The following is a 14,751-nucleotide window of genomic DNA, read 5'->3' as shown; positions in this document are numbered from 1 at the left end:
GACCTTGAAATCGGGTCTTCCTTTCTTTTTCTTATGAAAGAAAGGAGGCATAGAGTATGAGTAACGAACAAGATGCCAAAAAAAGGTTACAACTATTATTACAACAATTGGAACTTACCGCTGATGAATACATGACTCATTTTGAATCGGCTTCCCTAAGTCGTATGACGGTACATAAAAAAGAGCGTGTATGGCGTTTTACTATAGAAGTTGAGAAACTATTGCCTTATAACATGTTTCAACTATTCAATATGCGGTTACGTGAAAAGTTTGCTGGCATTGCGGATATAAAATTATCACTTACTTGTGAATCACCTCATGTCGATGCTGAGTTAATCGCTTCTTACTGGCCGTTTGTATTGCAGGAAATTGATGATATGTCGCCTCCTCTACGAAATCTTCTACATGCACAAATTCCATCTTTCAATGGTCAGACCGTCCATTTTACGTGTGCACAGGAAATTGAATTCCGTACACTGAAAGGCAAATATGCGTCTAAAATTGCTGATGTCTATGCTTCGTATGGTTTCCCAATCTTACCGATTGATTTTAAATTTATCGAACAAGAGGCAGAACTGGCAGAAGCACAGCAAGCGTTTATGGAGCAACGAAGAATCGAAGAAGAAGAGCTGGGCAAGAAAGCATTGGCTGATATGCAGAAACGTGAAAAAGATCGTGCATCAAATCCTGGGGTAACCTTGAATGGCCCCTTCCAACTGGGTACCCCGATTAAAGCGGACGAGCCAATTATGGAAATCAAGCAAATTCAGGATGAAGAAAGACGCATCACGATTGAAGGCTTTGTTTTTGATGTTGAGGTAAAAGAACTTCGAAGCGGCCGCTCATTATTAACAGTCAAAGTTACAGATTACACAGACTCGATTCTTGTTAAAATGTTTTCCCGGGACAAAGAAGATGCAGAGCTTATGGGTCTGCTGAAAAAAGGGACATGGCTAAAAGTCCGTGGTTCAGTACAGAACGATACATTCGTTCGAGACTTGATCATAATGGCACAGGATATTATGGAAATTAAAGTGGATTCCAGAAAAGATACTGCTCCAGAAGATGAAAAAAGGATTGAACTTCATTTACACACACCAATGAGTCAGATGGACGCGGTCTCTTCTGTAGATGCCTTGGTAAGTCAGGCAGCCAAATGGGGACACCCCGCTGTCGCAATTACGGATCATGCTGTTGTTCAATCCTTCCCGGATGCTTATGCAGCCGGAAAAAAACATGGTATTAAAATCATTTATGGATTGGAAATCTACATGGTCAATGACGGAGTAAACATTGCCTATGAAGAGGAGCATCGAGCACTAGCGGATGCAACCTATGTCGTATTCGACGTTGAAACGACAGGCCTTTCTGCGGTATACGATACCATTATTGAGCTTGCAGCTGTGAAAATCAAAGATGGTCAAGTCATCGACAAATTCGAAAGCTTTGCAAATCCGCATCATCCATTGTCTGCTACTACCATCGATTTGACGGGTATCACCGATGATATGGTGCGTGATGCACCGGATATTGAAGACGTCATCAAGCGCTTCCACGATTGGATCGGCGATAGCATCATGGTTGCACATAATGCGTCATTCGATATGGGTTTCCTGTACGTAGGCTATAAGAAAGTCGGTCTGGAACAAACGGTCCATCCTGTCATCGATACGTTGGAATTATCACGTTTCCTTCATCCGGAAATGAAAAACCATCGATTAAACACGATGGCCAAAAAGTTCAATATCGAGCTCACCCAGCATCATCGGGCAATCTATGATACGGAAGCCACGGGCTACTTACTGTTGAACTTGTTGAAAGAAGCTGAACAAAAAGGGATTCACTATCACGACGAGTTCAACCATCAAACAGGTAATGGAGAGTCGTACAAGAGAGCGCGTCCATCTCACTGCACGCTTCTTGCCACGGATGAAGACGGATTGAAAAACTTGTTTAAACTAGTCTCGTATTCCCATATGAACACATTTTTCCGGGTTCCGAGGATCCCGCGTTCCGTTCTAGTCAAGCATCGTAAAGGGCTGTTGATTGGTTCCGGGTGTGATAAAGGGGAAGTATTCGAAGGGTTAATGCAGAAATCTCCTGAAGAAGTCGAGGGAATTGCAAAATTCTATGATTACTTGGAAGTCCATCCGAAAGAAGTTTACGCACATTTAATTGAACTCGAGCTTGTGAGAGATGAATGGAATCTTGAAGACATCATTCGAAAAATGATTAAACTGGGCAAAAAAATTGCACGTCCGGTAGTCGCAACTGGAAATGTCCATTATGTAAACGAGAACGATGCGATTTTTAGACAGATTCTAATTGGAGGGCAAGGTGGAGCCAATCCACTGAACCGCCACAAGTTACCGAAAGTTCATTTCCGTACTACAAATGAAATGTTGGACGCTTTCGCCTTCCTGGGTGAAGAAACCGCGAAACAAATTGTTGTGGAGAACAGCCATAAAATTTCGGAGAGAATCGGAGACATCAAACCGATTAAAGATGATTTGTATACGCCGAAAATCGAAGGTTCTGATGAAGAAGTTCGAGAATTGAGCTATGCGATGGCAAGACAGATTTACGGAGATTCATTGCCGGAAATTGTGGAAGCCCGTATTGAAAAAGAACTTACTTCCATTATTGGACACGGATTTGCAGTTATTTATTTGATTTCTCATAAGCTAGTAAAGAAATCTTTGGATGACGGCTACTTAGTAGGTTCCCGTGGTTCCGTTGGATCTTCTCTTGTAGCGACGTTAATGGAAATTACGGAAGTGAATCCATTGCCGCCACATTATGTATGTCCTTCATGCCAGCATGCTGAATTCTTTGATGATGGATCTGTCAGTTCAGGCTTTGATTTGCCAAACAAAGTCTGCCCGCATTGTGAAATACCTTACAAAAAAGATGGTCAAGATATTCCTTTCGAAACGTTTCTTGGATTTAAAGGGGATAAAGTACCCGATATCGATTTGAACTTTAGTGGAGAATATCAGCCGATTGCACATAACTACACGAAAGTACTTTTTGGTGAAGACAATGTTTATCGTGCAGGTACGATTGGAACGGTTGCTGAGAAAACAGCATACGGCTACGTACGTGGTTATGCGAATGATCACAACTTAACAATACGTGGCGCTGAAATCGACCGACTTGTTCAAGGGTGTACTGGAGTTAAACGTTCGACAGGACAACATCCAGGGGGAATCATTGTTGTCCCGGATTACATGGATATTTTCGATTTTTCACCGATTCAGTTCCCTGCTGATGCACAGGACTCCGAGTGGAAAACAACTCACTTTGACTTCCATTCCATCCATGATAACTTATTGAAACTTGATATCCTGGGACACGATGATCCGACAGCTATCCGGATGTTACAGGACTTGTCTGGCATCGATCCAAAAACGATTCCAACGGATGACCCTGAAGTAATGAAGATTTTCAGTGGAACGGAGTCACTTGGAGTAACACAGGAACAAATTGGCTGTAAGACGGGTACACTCGGGATTCCTGAGTTTGGTACACGTTTTGTTCGTCAAATGTTGGAAGAAACGAAACCATCCACTTTCTCTGAACTTGTTCAAATCTCAGGACTATCTCATGGTACTGACGTGTGGCTTGGAAATGCACAGGAACTTATTCAAAATGGGACTTGTCAGCTTTCGGATGTAATTGGTTGCCGGGATGATATCATGGTGTATTTAATTTACCAGGGTCTTGAACCGTCTCTGGCATTTAAAATTATGGAATCTGTGCGTAAAGGGAAAGGGTTAACTCCGGAATTTGAAGAAGACATGAAGGCAAATGGCGTTCCTGCATGGTATATCGAAGCGTGTAAAAAGATTAAGTACATGTTCCCGAAAGCCCATGCAGCCGCTTATGTATTAATGGCTGTTCGAATTGCATATTTCAAAGTACATTTCCCGATCCTTTACTACGCAGCATATTTCACAGTACGCGCAGCAGATTTTGACTTGCACGCTATGACGAAAGGTTCTGCATCGATCCGTGCAAAAATTGATGAGATTAATGCCAAAGGATTGGATGCCGCTCCGAAAGAAAAAAGCTTGTTGACGGTTCTGGAAATTGCCTTGGAGATGTGTGAACGTGGTTACCACTTTAAAAAAGTGGATCTCTACGAATCAAAGGCGGCTGAATTTGTCATTGATGGCAAAGGATTGATTCCACCTTTCGATGCGATTCCTGGACTCGGAACAAACGTAGCCAAAACGATTGTGGAAGCACGGAAAAATGGCGAGTTCCTATCGAAAGAAGATTTAGGACAACGTGGACGTGTTTCCAAAACATTGATTGAATACATGGATCAACTTGGTTGTCTCGAAGGCATGCCAGATGCGAATCAATTGTCGCTATTCTAGGCCTGATTTGCACTGCGAGCATTCGTATGGTATCATTTGTATAACAAGTTGTTGATAGATTTACGGCAAAAGAGTGGGATTTCCCGCTCTTTTCTGTTTGTTATGTCGAAAATAAGTTGCAGCGGGAGGCATATATGAGCAAAATATTAACCGAAGTAGAAAAGCTTGTGACGCCCATTGTTGAAGAGTTGAATTTGGAGCTCGTTGATACGGAGTTCGTAAAAGAAGGTCGTAATTGGTTTTTACGTATTTATGTAGATACTCCTCAAGGTGGCATTGACATTGAGCATTGTGCGCTTGTAAGCGAACGTATCAGCGAAGTGTTGGATGCAAAGGATCCAATTGAGCAAAACTACTTTTTAGAAGTTTCTTCACCTGGGGCAGAACGTCCATTGAACAAAGAGAGTGACTTCGAACGTGCAGTTGGTCAATTCATTCATGTGAAAACATATGAACTGGTGAATGGCCTGAAAGAAAAAGAGTTTGAAGGCTTTTTGACTGCTTATAGCGAACAAGGCTTAGAAATGGAAGTTCGAATTAAAACTAGAAAAATTAAAGTTCAACTTACAAAAGAGAAAATTGCATTCGCGCGTTTAGCGATTAATTTCTCTGCATAATGTGAATGTAGGAGTGAAAAATAATGGCAAATGAGTTGCTGGATGCTTTAATAGCTCTTGAAAAACAAAAAGGAATTTCACGAGATGTACTAATTGAAGCGATTGAAGCGGCGCTTGTTACAGCGTATAAACGCAATTTTAATCAAGCACAAAACGTACGTGTTGATTTGAATCTGGATAATGGTTCGATGAAGGTTTACTCACGCAAGGATGTAATGGAAGAAGTGTTGGATGACCGACTACATATTTCATTAGAAGACGCGAAACAAGTAAATCCTGCGTTTGAACTGGGAGATATTGTAGAACAAGAAGTAACACCTAGAAACTTCGGACGTATCGCGGCACAGACTGCTAAACAAGTGGTTACACAACGTGTTCGTGAAGCAGAACGTGGATTGATTTATGAAGAGTATGTTGATCGCGAAGAAGATATCGTAAATGGTGTTGTTGAGCGTCTGGATGCTCGTAATATTTATGTAGGACTTGGTAAAGTTGAAGCGGTATTACCGGTGAATGAACAAATTCAAACTGAAACATACCGTCCGCATGAGCGCATTAAAGTGTATATCACGAAAGTAGAACGTACAACTCGTGGACCACAAGTATTTGTATCTCGTACACACCCTGGATTACTTCGTCGTCTATTTGAAATGGAAGTTCCTGAAATATACGATGGCATCGTAGAAATAAAATCAATCGCTCGTGAAGCTGGCGATCGATCGAAAATATCAGTTGTTGCCCATAATGATGATGTAGATCCAGTAGGTTCTTGCGTAGGTGCAAAAGGTTCTCGCGTTCAAACAATCGTTAATGAGTTGAATGGTGAAAAGATTGATATTGTGGAATGGTCTGAAGATCCAGTGGTATTTGTTGCCAATGCACTTAGCCCATCTAAAGTATTAGATGTTCAAGTCCATGAAGAAGAGAAATCTACAACAGTGGTAGTACCTGACTATCAATTATCTTTAGCCATTGGTAAACGTGGACAAAATGCACGTCTAGCAGCTAAATTGACTGGATGGAAAATCGATATCAAGAGTGAAACAGATGCTCGCGAATTAGGTATTTACCCATCTGCCCATGCTTCTGAAAACTTCGACCTTGAAGATGAAGAGTATGAAGAAAATATCGATGACAATTTTGATTTATATAAAGATGACGAAGAATAAGCGAAGAGGGTGAATTTTGATGTCTAGTCAAAAGAAAATACCTTTACGAAAATGCGTGGCAACAGGCGAAATGTTTCCTAAAAAAGAAATGATTCGAGTTGTACGATCAAAAGAAGGCGAAGTTTCAGTCGATCTAACTGGCAAAAAGTCTGGTCGTGGAGCGTATGTCTCCAAAACCAAGCAGGCAGTAGAAATCGCTAAAAAACGCAAAGTGCTGGATAGTCAATTGGAAGCAAAAATACCAGAAAGCATTTTTGAAGAATTGTTAACTGTGATTGAAAGAGAGCAAATTATATGAATACACAGCAACGAATCTTACAATTGATTGGTCTGGCAGTGCGTGCAAGAATGTTGATATCTGGAGAAGAGCTTGTAGTCAAAGATATTCGTACTAACCGTGCGAAACTCGTTATCATCTCTTCAGATGCATCAGACAATACGATGAAAAAAATTCAAGATAAATGCAACACATACAACGTTGAGTTACATGTTTTCGGTGATCGTTCTGATCTCGGACATGCTACAGGAAAAGAGGCCCGCGTGGTACTCGCAATTACTGACGACGGTTTCGCTAAAAAACTGTCCGGACTTCTCAACGAATTTAACCGGGGGTGACCAAATGACCAAATTACGCGTCCATGAATATGCAAAGCAAATAAATAAAACGAGTAAAGAAGTTATTGAGCAATTAAGTAAGTTGAACGTACAAGTGACGAATCATATGTCGACATTAGAAGGCGACGCAGTTTCGAAGTTGGACTCTGTCTACAAGAAACCGTCTGCTCCTGCTCATAAAACTGCACCACAAAGCAACAATCGTCCACAGGGTTCAGGTTCTCAAAACAGCCGTCCCCAAAGTTCTGGTTATCAAGGAAATCGCCCACAGGGTTCAGGTTCACAAGGCAGCCGTCCACAGGGTTCAGGTTCACAAGGCAACCGTCCACAAAGTGACCGTCCTCAAGGCAATCGTCCACAAGGGTCTGGTTCACAAGGCAGCCGCCCACAAGGTAGTGGATATCAAGGGAATCGCCCACAAGGGGATCGTCCAGCTGGAAGTGGTTATCAAGGAAATAAACCAAGTACACCAGCTAAACCATCATCTGGTCAAAGCCGTGGGATGACGAATACACCTTCTCGTGACAAGCAAAAACCTGCAGCAACTGCTACAGGGGACAGCCGTAAACAAGATCAAGGTGCACAATCAAAAGAAAAGAAAGTCTTCGGACAAAACCGTCCTGCAGGTTCAGGATTTGGTGGACGTCCAGGTGGCGGCGGAAATCACCGTCCAGGCACTGGTAATCGCGCTGGAAGAAACAAAGGGAAACAAAACCGTCAACCTGTTGCTCCTCCAGTACCAAGAAAAGAAAAAGAATTACCTGAAAAAATCACATTCTATGAATCATTGACAGTGGCTGAACTGGCAAAAAAATTAGGCAGAGAGCCATCTGAAATTATCAAAAAATTATTCTTGCTTGGCGTGATGGCAACAATCAACCAAGAATTGGATAAAGATGCAATTGAATTGATCTGTACCGATTATGGTGTTGAAGTAGAAGAAGAAATCCGCGTTGATATTTCGGATTTAGAAGGCTATTTCGAAGGTGAAGCAGAAGAACAAGGCGTTCAAAAAGAACGTCCACCAGTTGTAACAATTATGGGTCACGTTGACCATGGTAAAACAACACTTCTAGATTCTATCCGTAATACAAAAGTGACAGCTGGCGAAGCTGGCGGGATTACACAACATATTGGTGCATACCAAGTTGTTGAAAACGGCAAGAAAATCACTTTCCTGGATACTCCTGGTCACGCGGCTTTCACAACAATGCGTGCTCGTGGTGCCAAAGTAACCGATATTACCATTTTAGTAGTTGCAGCAGATGACGGTGTAATGCCTCAAACGATTGAAGCAATCAATCATGCCAAGGCGGCTGAAGTGCCAATTATCGTTGCTGTGAATAAAATGGATAAACCATCTGCTAATCCTGAACGTGTAATGCAAGAATTGACTGAACATGGTTTAGTATCTGAAGAATGGGGCGGCGATACAATTTTCGCACCAATCTCAGCACTAAAAGGTGAGGGAATTGACAACTTACTTGAAATGGTTTTATTAGTTTCAGAAGTTGCAGAACTAAAAGCGGATTCTAAACGTCGTGCAATTGGAACAGTAATTGAAGCTCAACTTGATAAAGGTCGCGGTTCAGTTGCTACACTTCTAGTGCAAGATGGAACGCTTAAAGTTGGAGACCCAATCGTAGTCGGTCATACTTTCGGTCGCGTACGTGCAATGGTCAATGATTTAGGTCGTCGTGTGAAAGAAGCAGGTCCAAGTACACCTGTTGAAATTACAGGATTGAATGATGTGCCTCAAGCTGGTGACCGTTTTGTAGTATTCGAAGATGAGAAAACAGCACGTCAAGTAGGGGAATCACGTGCATCCACTGCGCTTCAAGCTCAACGCTCTGAAAAAACACGTGTGACGCTTGATAACTTATTTGACCAAATGAAACAAGGTGAAATGAAAGAATTAAATCTGATTGTGAAAGCAGACGTACAAGGATCTGTTGAAGCAATGGCCGCATCTCTGATGAAGCTTGACGTTGAAGGCGTTAATGTTCGCATCATCCATACTGGTGCTGGTGCAATTACTGAATCAGATATTTCACTTGCTGCAGCTTCCAATGCAATTGTTATTGGTTTCAACGTACGACCTGATACCAATGCAAAACGTGCAGCTGAGGCTGAAGGCGTAGACATTCGTCTGCACCGTGTAATTTATAAAGTAATTGAGGAAATTGAAGCGGCAATGACTGGCTTACTTGATCCTGAATTCCAAGAAAAAATTATCGGTCAGGCTGAAGTTCGTGAAACGTTCAAAGTTACGAAAATCGGTACGATTGCCGGAAGTTATGTAACAGAAGGTAAAATCAGCCGAGATAGTGGCGTTCGTGTCATTCGTGACAGCATCGTTGTATTTGAAGGTGAGTTAGAGTCACTAAAACGCTTCAAAGATGATGTAAAAGAAGTCGCTCGTGGGTATGAATGTGGGATCACTGTGAAAAACTACAATGATGTTAAAGAAGGCGACATTATTGAAGCATTCGTAATGGAAGAAATTAAACGCAAATGATTGCCTACGCGGAATGCGAGTTCATCATTCCGACGTCGCACTCGTTAAAAGAGAAGCGCGCTGTTCTACAGCGCATGCTTACTCGAACGAAGCAAAAGTTTAACGTATCTATTTCTGAAGTAGATCATCAAGATAAATGGCAAAGAACGCGTATTGCGATTGTTTGTGTAGCTTCATCAATTGATGCAAGCGACCGTGAGTTGACCCACGCCATACATTACTTGGAGTCAAATCCAGAATGGGAACGAACGGAAACCATCCGTGAACATTTATAGATAGAACAGAGGTGAAGCCATCATGGCGAATCGCTCAAATCGAGTAGCAGAACAAATGAAGAAAGAATTAGGCGAAATTATTGCTCGTAGACTTAAAGATCCCCGCATTGGGTTTGTCACTGTAACTGATGTAGAAGTTACTGGTGATTTACAACAAGCGACGGTCTATATTACTGTTCTAGGTGACGATAGAAAACGTCAAGAAACATTAAAAGGTTTAGCTAAAGCTAAAGGATTTATCCGTACTGAAATTGGCCAACGAATTCGATTACGTAAGACACCTGAACTTATGTTTGAATTTGACGAGTCATCTGCTTACGGAAACAAAATTGACACTTTACTTAAACAGATTAATGATACAACTGAAGAAACTGAGTAACAAAAAGAAGTCTGCTTTTTATAAGCAGGCTTTTTCTAAATTACATAATTAAAGGAGTGGGAACGAATGCAAAACGGCATTCTTCCGCTATGGAAAGAACAAGGGATGACGTCACACGATTGCGTCTTTAAGTTACGAAAAATTTTAAAAATGAAACGCATCGGTCATACAGGAACTCTCGATCCAAGTGTGGAAGGAGTCTTGCCCATTTGTTTAGGGGAATCAACCAAAGTAGCGGAGTATCTTACAAATGCAGGGAAAATATACGAAGCAGAAGTGACAATTGGTACTGCAACAACCACAGAGGACGCAGACGGTGAAGTGGTAGAGGCGGATGAATCCAACAAGCATTTCTCACGACAGCAAATCCTTGATTCTTTACTTTCCTTGACTGGTACGATTGAGCAAACGCCACCGATGTACTCGGCAGTAAAAGTGAATGGAAAGAAACTATATGAATATGCTAGAGCCGGCCAATCCGTTGAACGACCTAGCAGACAAGTAAAGATTTATGAACTATCTCTGCTTAGTGAAGAGGATATTTTTTCTGGAGAACTTGTTACCTTCAATATTCGCGTATCATGCAGCAAAGGTACGTATATACGAACGCTGGCTGTACAAATTGGTGAAAAACTAGGCTATCCAGCACATATGTCAAAACTAGTTCGCACGGCTTCTGGTACATTCACCGCTGAAGATTGTCTGACGCTGAATCAAGTACAGGAACTGGTCGAAAATAACATATTGACTGAGAAATTGTATGACTTGGATTATGCACTTCAAGATATGCCGAAATTTGAAGTACCACCGTTTTTGATGAAATCGGTTCAGAATGGTCAGGTATTGGATGCCATTGATGCACTGAAGAATCATGACCGTATTGTCTTTACCGTGGAGGAAAAGGCTGTTGCTGTTTATGTCAACCATCCGACCAAAGAAGGCAAGATGAAACCAGAAAAAATGTTTAATCGATTAGGAGGAGATACAGAATGAACATTGTGCACTTATCATATCCACATCACCTCAATGATTCAGTAATATCTGGTCCTTTTTCTTTAGCGATTGGCTTTTTTGATGGCGTTCATTTAGGTCATCGAGAAGTGATTGGACATGCTCAGAAAATCGCAACTGAACGGGGACTTAAATTAGCGGTCATGACGTTCGACCCGCATCCTTCCATTGTTCTAGGTAAGCGTAATGAGAAAGTATTTTATATAACGCCCTTGGATCAAAAAATGGAATTGCTTGAATCCATGGGGGTCGATACAGCATTCGTTGTTCGTTTCACTTCAGATTTCGCTCAGCTGACTCCAGAAAAATTCGTTCAAACGTTCATTCGTCAATTGCATATAAAACACGTCACCGCAGGTTTTGATTTTACATTCGGTGCATTCGGAAAAGGTGATATGAATGTGATGACTCAATTGGCGAATGATGATTTTGACGTTTCGGTTGTGGAGAAAAAATCGGATGAACAGGAAAAAATCAGTTCCACACGAATTCGCCAAGCCTTGACCGAGGGAGATATGGAAAAAGTCCATGAATTACTTGGCAGACCATTCCAAATTCCAGGTGTCGTTGTTCATGGGGATAAACGAGGTCGTACAATCGGTTTTCCAACAGCGAATATACAGGCAAAAGAAGGGTCGTACATTCCAGCAACGGGTGTTTACGCCGTGCGCATGTTCATTCAAGACGAATGGGTGGATGGCGTTTGTAATGTAGGATATAAACCGACTTTTAAAAACCCGGATGAAAAAAAATTAACGATTGAAGTCCATTTGTTTAATTTTGATAAGAACATCTATGGAGAAGAAGTATCCTTGGATTGGTATCATCATATCCGGGATGAACGCAAATTTGATGGTATCGACTCCTTGAAACAACAAATTGAAAAGGATAAACAAACGGCCATTTCGTTTTTTCAAGAGTTGAAGTAACAGTTGCATATCCATCTAAACTGTGCTACTATTTTTAAGTGCATAGAGATATGCTTAACCGTTGCTTGGCAAGGCGATTCACCAACGCTTGCTCGGTAATTGGGGATATTATGAGAGTATTGGAGGTGAACCGGATGGCAATTACACAAGAACGTAAAAATGAACTTATCGCTGAGTATCGTACTCATGAAAGCGACACTGGTTCTGCAGACATTCAAATCGCTGTGTTAACAGAAGAGATTAATAACTTGAACGAGCATTTGCGTACACACAAGAAAGATCACCACTCACGTCGTGGCCTATTCAAAATGGTAGGACGTCGTCGTAACTTGTTAAAATACTTACGTGAAAACGAAGTATCACGTTACCGTGACTTGATCGCTAAACTTGGTTTACGTCGATAAGATGCATTTTAGTGAAAGCGGGATTCGTCCCGCTTTTTCTTTATGTTCAAAAAGATTTCTTTGTATAGAACCAACTCTCAATGACAATTTTATAATTTATCGCATGATAAACGCTTTTTTGATACACTACTAATGATACATACAACTAAATTTAATAGGATTTTTAGTACGAGAGGAGTTCATTCAATGACAGAAAAACAAATTTTTAATTTCGAATGGGCAGGTCGTCCATTGCAAGTAGAAGTAGGCAAATATGCAAAACAAGCTAACGGTGCTGTTATGGTCCGTTACGGAGATTCTACAGTTCTTTCAACAGCTACTGCTTCAAAACATCCTAAGCCATTAGATTTCTTCCCACTTACATGTAACTATGAAGAGCGTCTTTACGCAGCAGGGAAAATTCCAGGTGGTTTCATTAAACGTGAAGGACGCCCATCAGAAAACGCAGTATTGACGAGTCGCCTAATTGACCGTCCAATCCGTCCGTTATTCCCTGATGGATTCCGTAATGAAGTTCAAGTTATTTCAATCGTTATGTCTAAAGATCAAGATTGCACGACTGAAATGGCTGCGATGTTAGGATCTTCTTTAGCATTATCTGTTTCTGATATTCCTTTCGATGGCCCGATTGCAGGCGTACAAGTAGGATTGATTGAGGGTCAATTTATCATTAACCCTAATCAAGCACAATTGGCAGTTAGTACAATTGATTTAATTGTTGCTGGTACAAAAGAGGCAATCAACATGGTTGAGGCAGGGGCACTTGAAGTTCCTGAGGAAGTAATGTTGGAAGCGATTATGTTCGGTCATGAAGAAATCAAAAAATTAATCGCGTTCCAAGAAGAAGTAGTCGCGGTTATGGGTAAAGAGAAAACGGACATCAAACTTTACGAGCTTGATGCTGAACTTTCTGCCGAAATTAGTGAAATGTGCGAAACAAAATTAAACAGTGCCATTCAAGTTTATGAAAAACATGCTCGCGAATTAGCAATCACTGAAGTTAAAGAAGAAGTTGTAGCGATCTACGTTGAACGTGAAGCTGATGAAGCAACACTAAAACAAGTTCGCCAAATTTTAGATAAAATGGTGAAAGAAGAAGTTCGCCGTTTAATTACAGAAGATAAAGTTCGTCCCGATGGCCGTAAATTAGATGAGATCCGTCCATTATCATCTGAGACAGGGATTTTGCCTCGTACTCATGGTTCTGGATTGTTTACTCGTGGGCAAACGCAAGCACTTAGTATTGCTACTTTAGGTGCATTAGGCGATGTTCAAATCATCGATGGTTTAGGAATCGAAGAATCGAAACGTTTCATGCATCATTATAATTTCCCTCAATTCAGTGTTGGGGAAACAGGACCTATCCGTGGACCAGGTCGTCGCGAAATCGGTCATGGTGCTTTAGGTGAGCGTGCACTTGTTGCTGTTATTCCTGATGAAAAAGATTTCCCATACACAATTCGTTTAGTTTCTGAGGTATTGGAATCAAACGGTTCTACTTCTCAAGCAAGTATTTGTGCATCAACTCTTGCCATGATGGATGCGGGTGTTCCAATTAAAGCACCAGTTGCAGGTATTGCTATGGGTCTTATCAAGCGCGGTGAGCATTATTCTGTTCTTTCGGATATTCAAGGAATGGAAGATCACTTAGGTGATATGGACTTCAAAGTAGCCGGTACTGCTAAAGGTGTTACGGCACTTCAAATGGATATTAAAATTGATGGCTTGTCTCGCAGCATTTTAGAAGAGGCATTGACACAAGCAAAAATCGGCCGTATGCATATTTTAGATAGTATGATGGCAACAATCTCTGAACCACGCACGAATTTGTCTCAATATGCACCGAAAATTATCATGATAAAAATCAATCCTGATAAGATCCGTGACGTTATTGGACCGGGTGGTAAGCAAATCAACAAAATCATCGATGAAACTGGCGTGAAAATCGATACAGAGCAAGATGGTACGATTTACATTTCTTCAATTGACCAGGAAATGAATGCACGTGCAAAAGAAATCATTGAAAATATCGTGCGCGAAGCAGCTGTTGGTGAATACTATATGGCTAAAGTGAAACGTATTGAAAAATTCGGTGCATTCCTAGAAATCTTCCCTGGTAAAGATGGACTACTTCATATTTCTGAAATCCAGGAAGAACGTACGAAAGCAGTTGAAGATGTTTTAAAACTTGGCGATGAAATGTTCGTCAAAGTTATTGAAATTGATAACCAAGGTCGCGTGAACTTGTCGCGTAAAATTGTCGTAAAAGAAGAAAAAGAAGCGGCAGAAAAAGAGGAAGCATAATATAAGAATAGCGAGAAACGTCACGTAATCCTGACAGGCGTTTGGAGCTTATATATAGCTAAACTTGAAAAAAGAAAACAACTGAAAAAAAGTTTATTCTTTCTTAATAGTAAACAAAGAAAAAAGGTTGCCAATCAGTGAATGG

General features: G+C 41.1%; 12 protein-coding genes. All 12 read left to right on the top strand.

The features are described 5' to 3' along the window. The first annotated feature begins 56 nt into the window (after positions 1-56). The 12 genes from HMPREF1210_RS05380 (at position 57) to pnp (ending at position 14,606) form a co-directional block, all read left to right on the top strand. Positions 57-4,385 (top strand): PolC-type DNA polymerase III, encoded by a 4,329-nt coding sequence (locus HMPREF1210_RS05380; RefSeq protein WP_016427603.1) that lies wholly within the window; start codon positions 57-59, stop codon positions 4,383-4,385. A gap of 134 nt (positions 4,386-4,519) precedes the next feature. After that, positions 4,520-5,002, top strand: a complete 483-nt coding sequence (gene rimP, locus HMPREF1210_RS05375; RefSeq protein ID WP_016427602.1) for a ribosome maturation factor RimP — start codon at positions 4,520-4,522, stop codon at positions 5,000-5,002. A 23-nt stretch (positions 5,003-5,025) separates the two neighbouring features. Continuing rightward, positions 5,026-6,171 carry a transcription termination factor NusA gene (gene nusA / locus HMPREF1210_RS05370; RefSeq protein ID WP_016427601.1) on the top strand — a complete coding sequence of 382 codons (1,146 nt, stop codon included), beginning with the start codon at positions 5,026-5,028 and terminating at the stop codon, positions 6,169-6,171. 19 nt (positions 6,172-6,190) lie between these two features. Beyond that, positions 6,191-6,469: an RNase P modulator RnpM gene (gene rnpM / locus HMPREF1210_RS05365; protein WP_016427600.1), complete on the top strand. Its 279-nt coding sequence runs from the start codon at positions 6,191-6,193 to the stop codon at positions 6,467-6,469. Further along, entirely contained in the window at positions 6,466-6,786 is a 321-nt protein-coding gene (locus HMPREF1210_RS05360) for a YlxQ family RNA-binding protein (RefSeq protein WP_016427599.1), read from the top strand. The genes rnpM and HMPREF1210_RS05360 overlap by 4 nt, the downstream gene beginning before the upstream one ends. Before the next feature lie 4 nt (positions 6,787-6,790). Further along, positions 6,791-9,304, top strand: coding sequence for a translation initiation factor IF-2 (infB, locus tag HMPREF1210_RS05355; RefSeq protein WP_016427598.1), 2,514 nt, complete (start codon positions 6,791-6,793; stop codon positions 9,302-9,304). Then, complete coding sequence (locus HMPREF1210_RS05350) at positions 9,301-9,579, top strand: DUF503 domain-containing protein (RefSeq protein ID WP_016427597.1); 279 nt, start codon at positions 9,301-9,303, stop codon at positions 9,577-9,579. The genes infB and HMPREF1210_RS05350 overlap by 4 nt, the downstream gene beginning before the upstream one ends. A gap of 22 nt (positions 9,580-9,601) precedes the next feature. Then, complete coding sequence (rbfA, locus tag HMPREF1210_RS05345; RefSeq protein ID WP_016427596.1) at positions 9,602-9,958, top strand: 30S ribosome-binding factor RbfA; 357 nt, start codon at positions 9,602-9,604, stop codon at positions 9,956-9,958. 66 nt (positions 9,959-10,024) lie between these two features. Then, positions 10,025-10,951 carry a tRNA pseudouridine(55) synthase TruB gene (truB, locus tag HMPREF1210_RS05340; RefSeq protein ID WP_016427595.1) on the top strand — a complete coding sequence of 309 codons (927 nt, stop codon included), beginning with the start codon at positions 10,025-10,027 and terminating at the stop codon, positions 10,949-10,951. Continuing rightward, entirely contained in the window at positions 10,948-11,898 is a 951-nt protein-coding gene (ribF, locus tag HMPREF1210_RS05335; protein WP_016427594.1) for a riboflavin biosynthesis protein RibF, read from the top strand. The genes truB and ribF overlap by 4 nt, the downstream gene beginning before the upstream one ends. Positions 11,899-12,032: 134 nt before the next feature. Then, entirely contained in the window at positions 12,033-12,302 is a 270-nt protein-coding gene (gene rpsO / locus HMPREF1210_RS05330) for a 30S ribosomal protein S15 (protein ID WP_016427593.1), read from the top strand. Between the two features lie 186 nt (positions 12,303-12,488). Next, complete coding sequence (pnp, locus tag HMPREF1210_RS05325; RefSeq protein WP_016427592.1) at positions 12,489-14,606, top strand: polyribonucleotide nucleotidyltransferase; 2,118 nt, start codon at positions 12,489-12,491, stop codon at positions 14,604-14,606. Positions 14,607-14,751: the final 145 nt, after the last annotated feature.

Source organism: Paenisporosarcina sp. HGH0030 (genome assembly GCF_000411295.1).
GTDB lineage: Bacteria > Bacillota > Bacilli > Bacillales_A > Planococcaceae > Paenisporosarcina.
The sequence above is the reverse complement of the archived record's forward strand: the minus strand, read 5'-3'. Positions and strand labels throughout refer to the sequence as shown.

What these genes read in the sequence shown, in the direction of transcription:
- HMPREF1210_RS05380 (WP_016427603.1), top strand. Translation starts at nt 57, where the DNA reads ATGAGTAACGAACAAGATGCCAAAAAAAGGTTACAACTATTATTACAA.
- rimP (WP_016427602.1), top strand. Translation starts at nt 4,520, where the DNA reads ATGAGCAAAATATTAACCGAAGTAGAAAAGCTTGTGACGCCCATTGTT.
- nusA (WP_016427601.1), top strand. Translation starts at nt 5,026, where the DNA reads ATGGCAAATGAGTTGCTGGATGCTTTAATAGCTCTTGAAAAACAAAAA.
- rnpM (WP_016427600.1), top strand. Translation starts at nt 6,191, where the DNA reads ATGTCTAGTCAAAAGAAAATACCTTTACGAAAATGCGTGGCAACAGGC.
- HMPREF1210_RS05360 (WP_016427599.1), top strand. Translation starts at nt 6,466, where the DNA reads ATGAATACACAGCAACGAATCTTACAATTGATTGGTCTGGCAGTGCGT.
- infB (WP_016427598.1), top strand. Translation starts at nt 6,791, where the DNA reads ATGACCAAATTACGCGTCCATGAATATGCAAAGCAAATAAATAAAACG.
- HMPREF1210_RS05350 (WP_016427597.1), top strand. Translation starts at nt 9,301, where the DNA reads ATGATTGCCTACGCGGAATGCGAGTTCATCATTCCGACGTCGCACTCG.
- rbfA (WP_016427596.1), top strand. Translation starts at nt 9,602, where the DNA reads ATGGCGAATCGCTCAAATCGAGTAGCAGAACAAATGAAGAAAGAATTA.
- truB (WP_016427595.1), top strand. Translation starts at nt 10,025, where the DNA reads ATGCAAAACGGCATTCTTCCGCTATGGAAAGAACAAGGGATGACGTCA.
- ribF (WP_016427594.1), top strand. Translation starts at nt 10,948, where the DNA reads ATGAACATTGTGCACTTATCATATCCACATCACCTCAATGATTCAGTA.
- rpsO (WP_016427593.1), top strand. Translation starts at nt 12,033, where the DNA reads ATGGCAATTACACAAGAACGTAAAAATGAACTTATCGCTGAGTATCGT.
- pnp (WP_016427592.1), top strand. Translation starts at nt 12,489, where the DNA reads ATGACAGAAAAACAAATTTTTAATTTCGAATGGGCAGGTCGTCCATTG.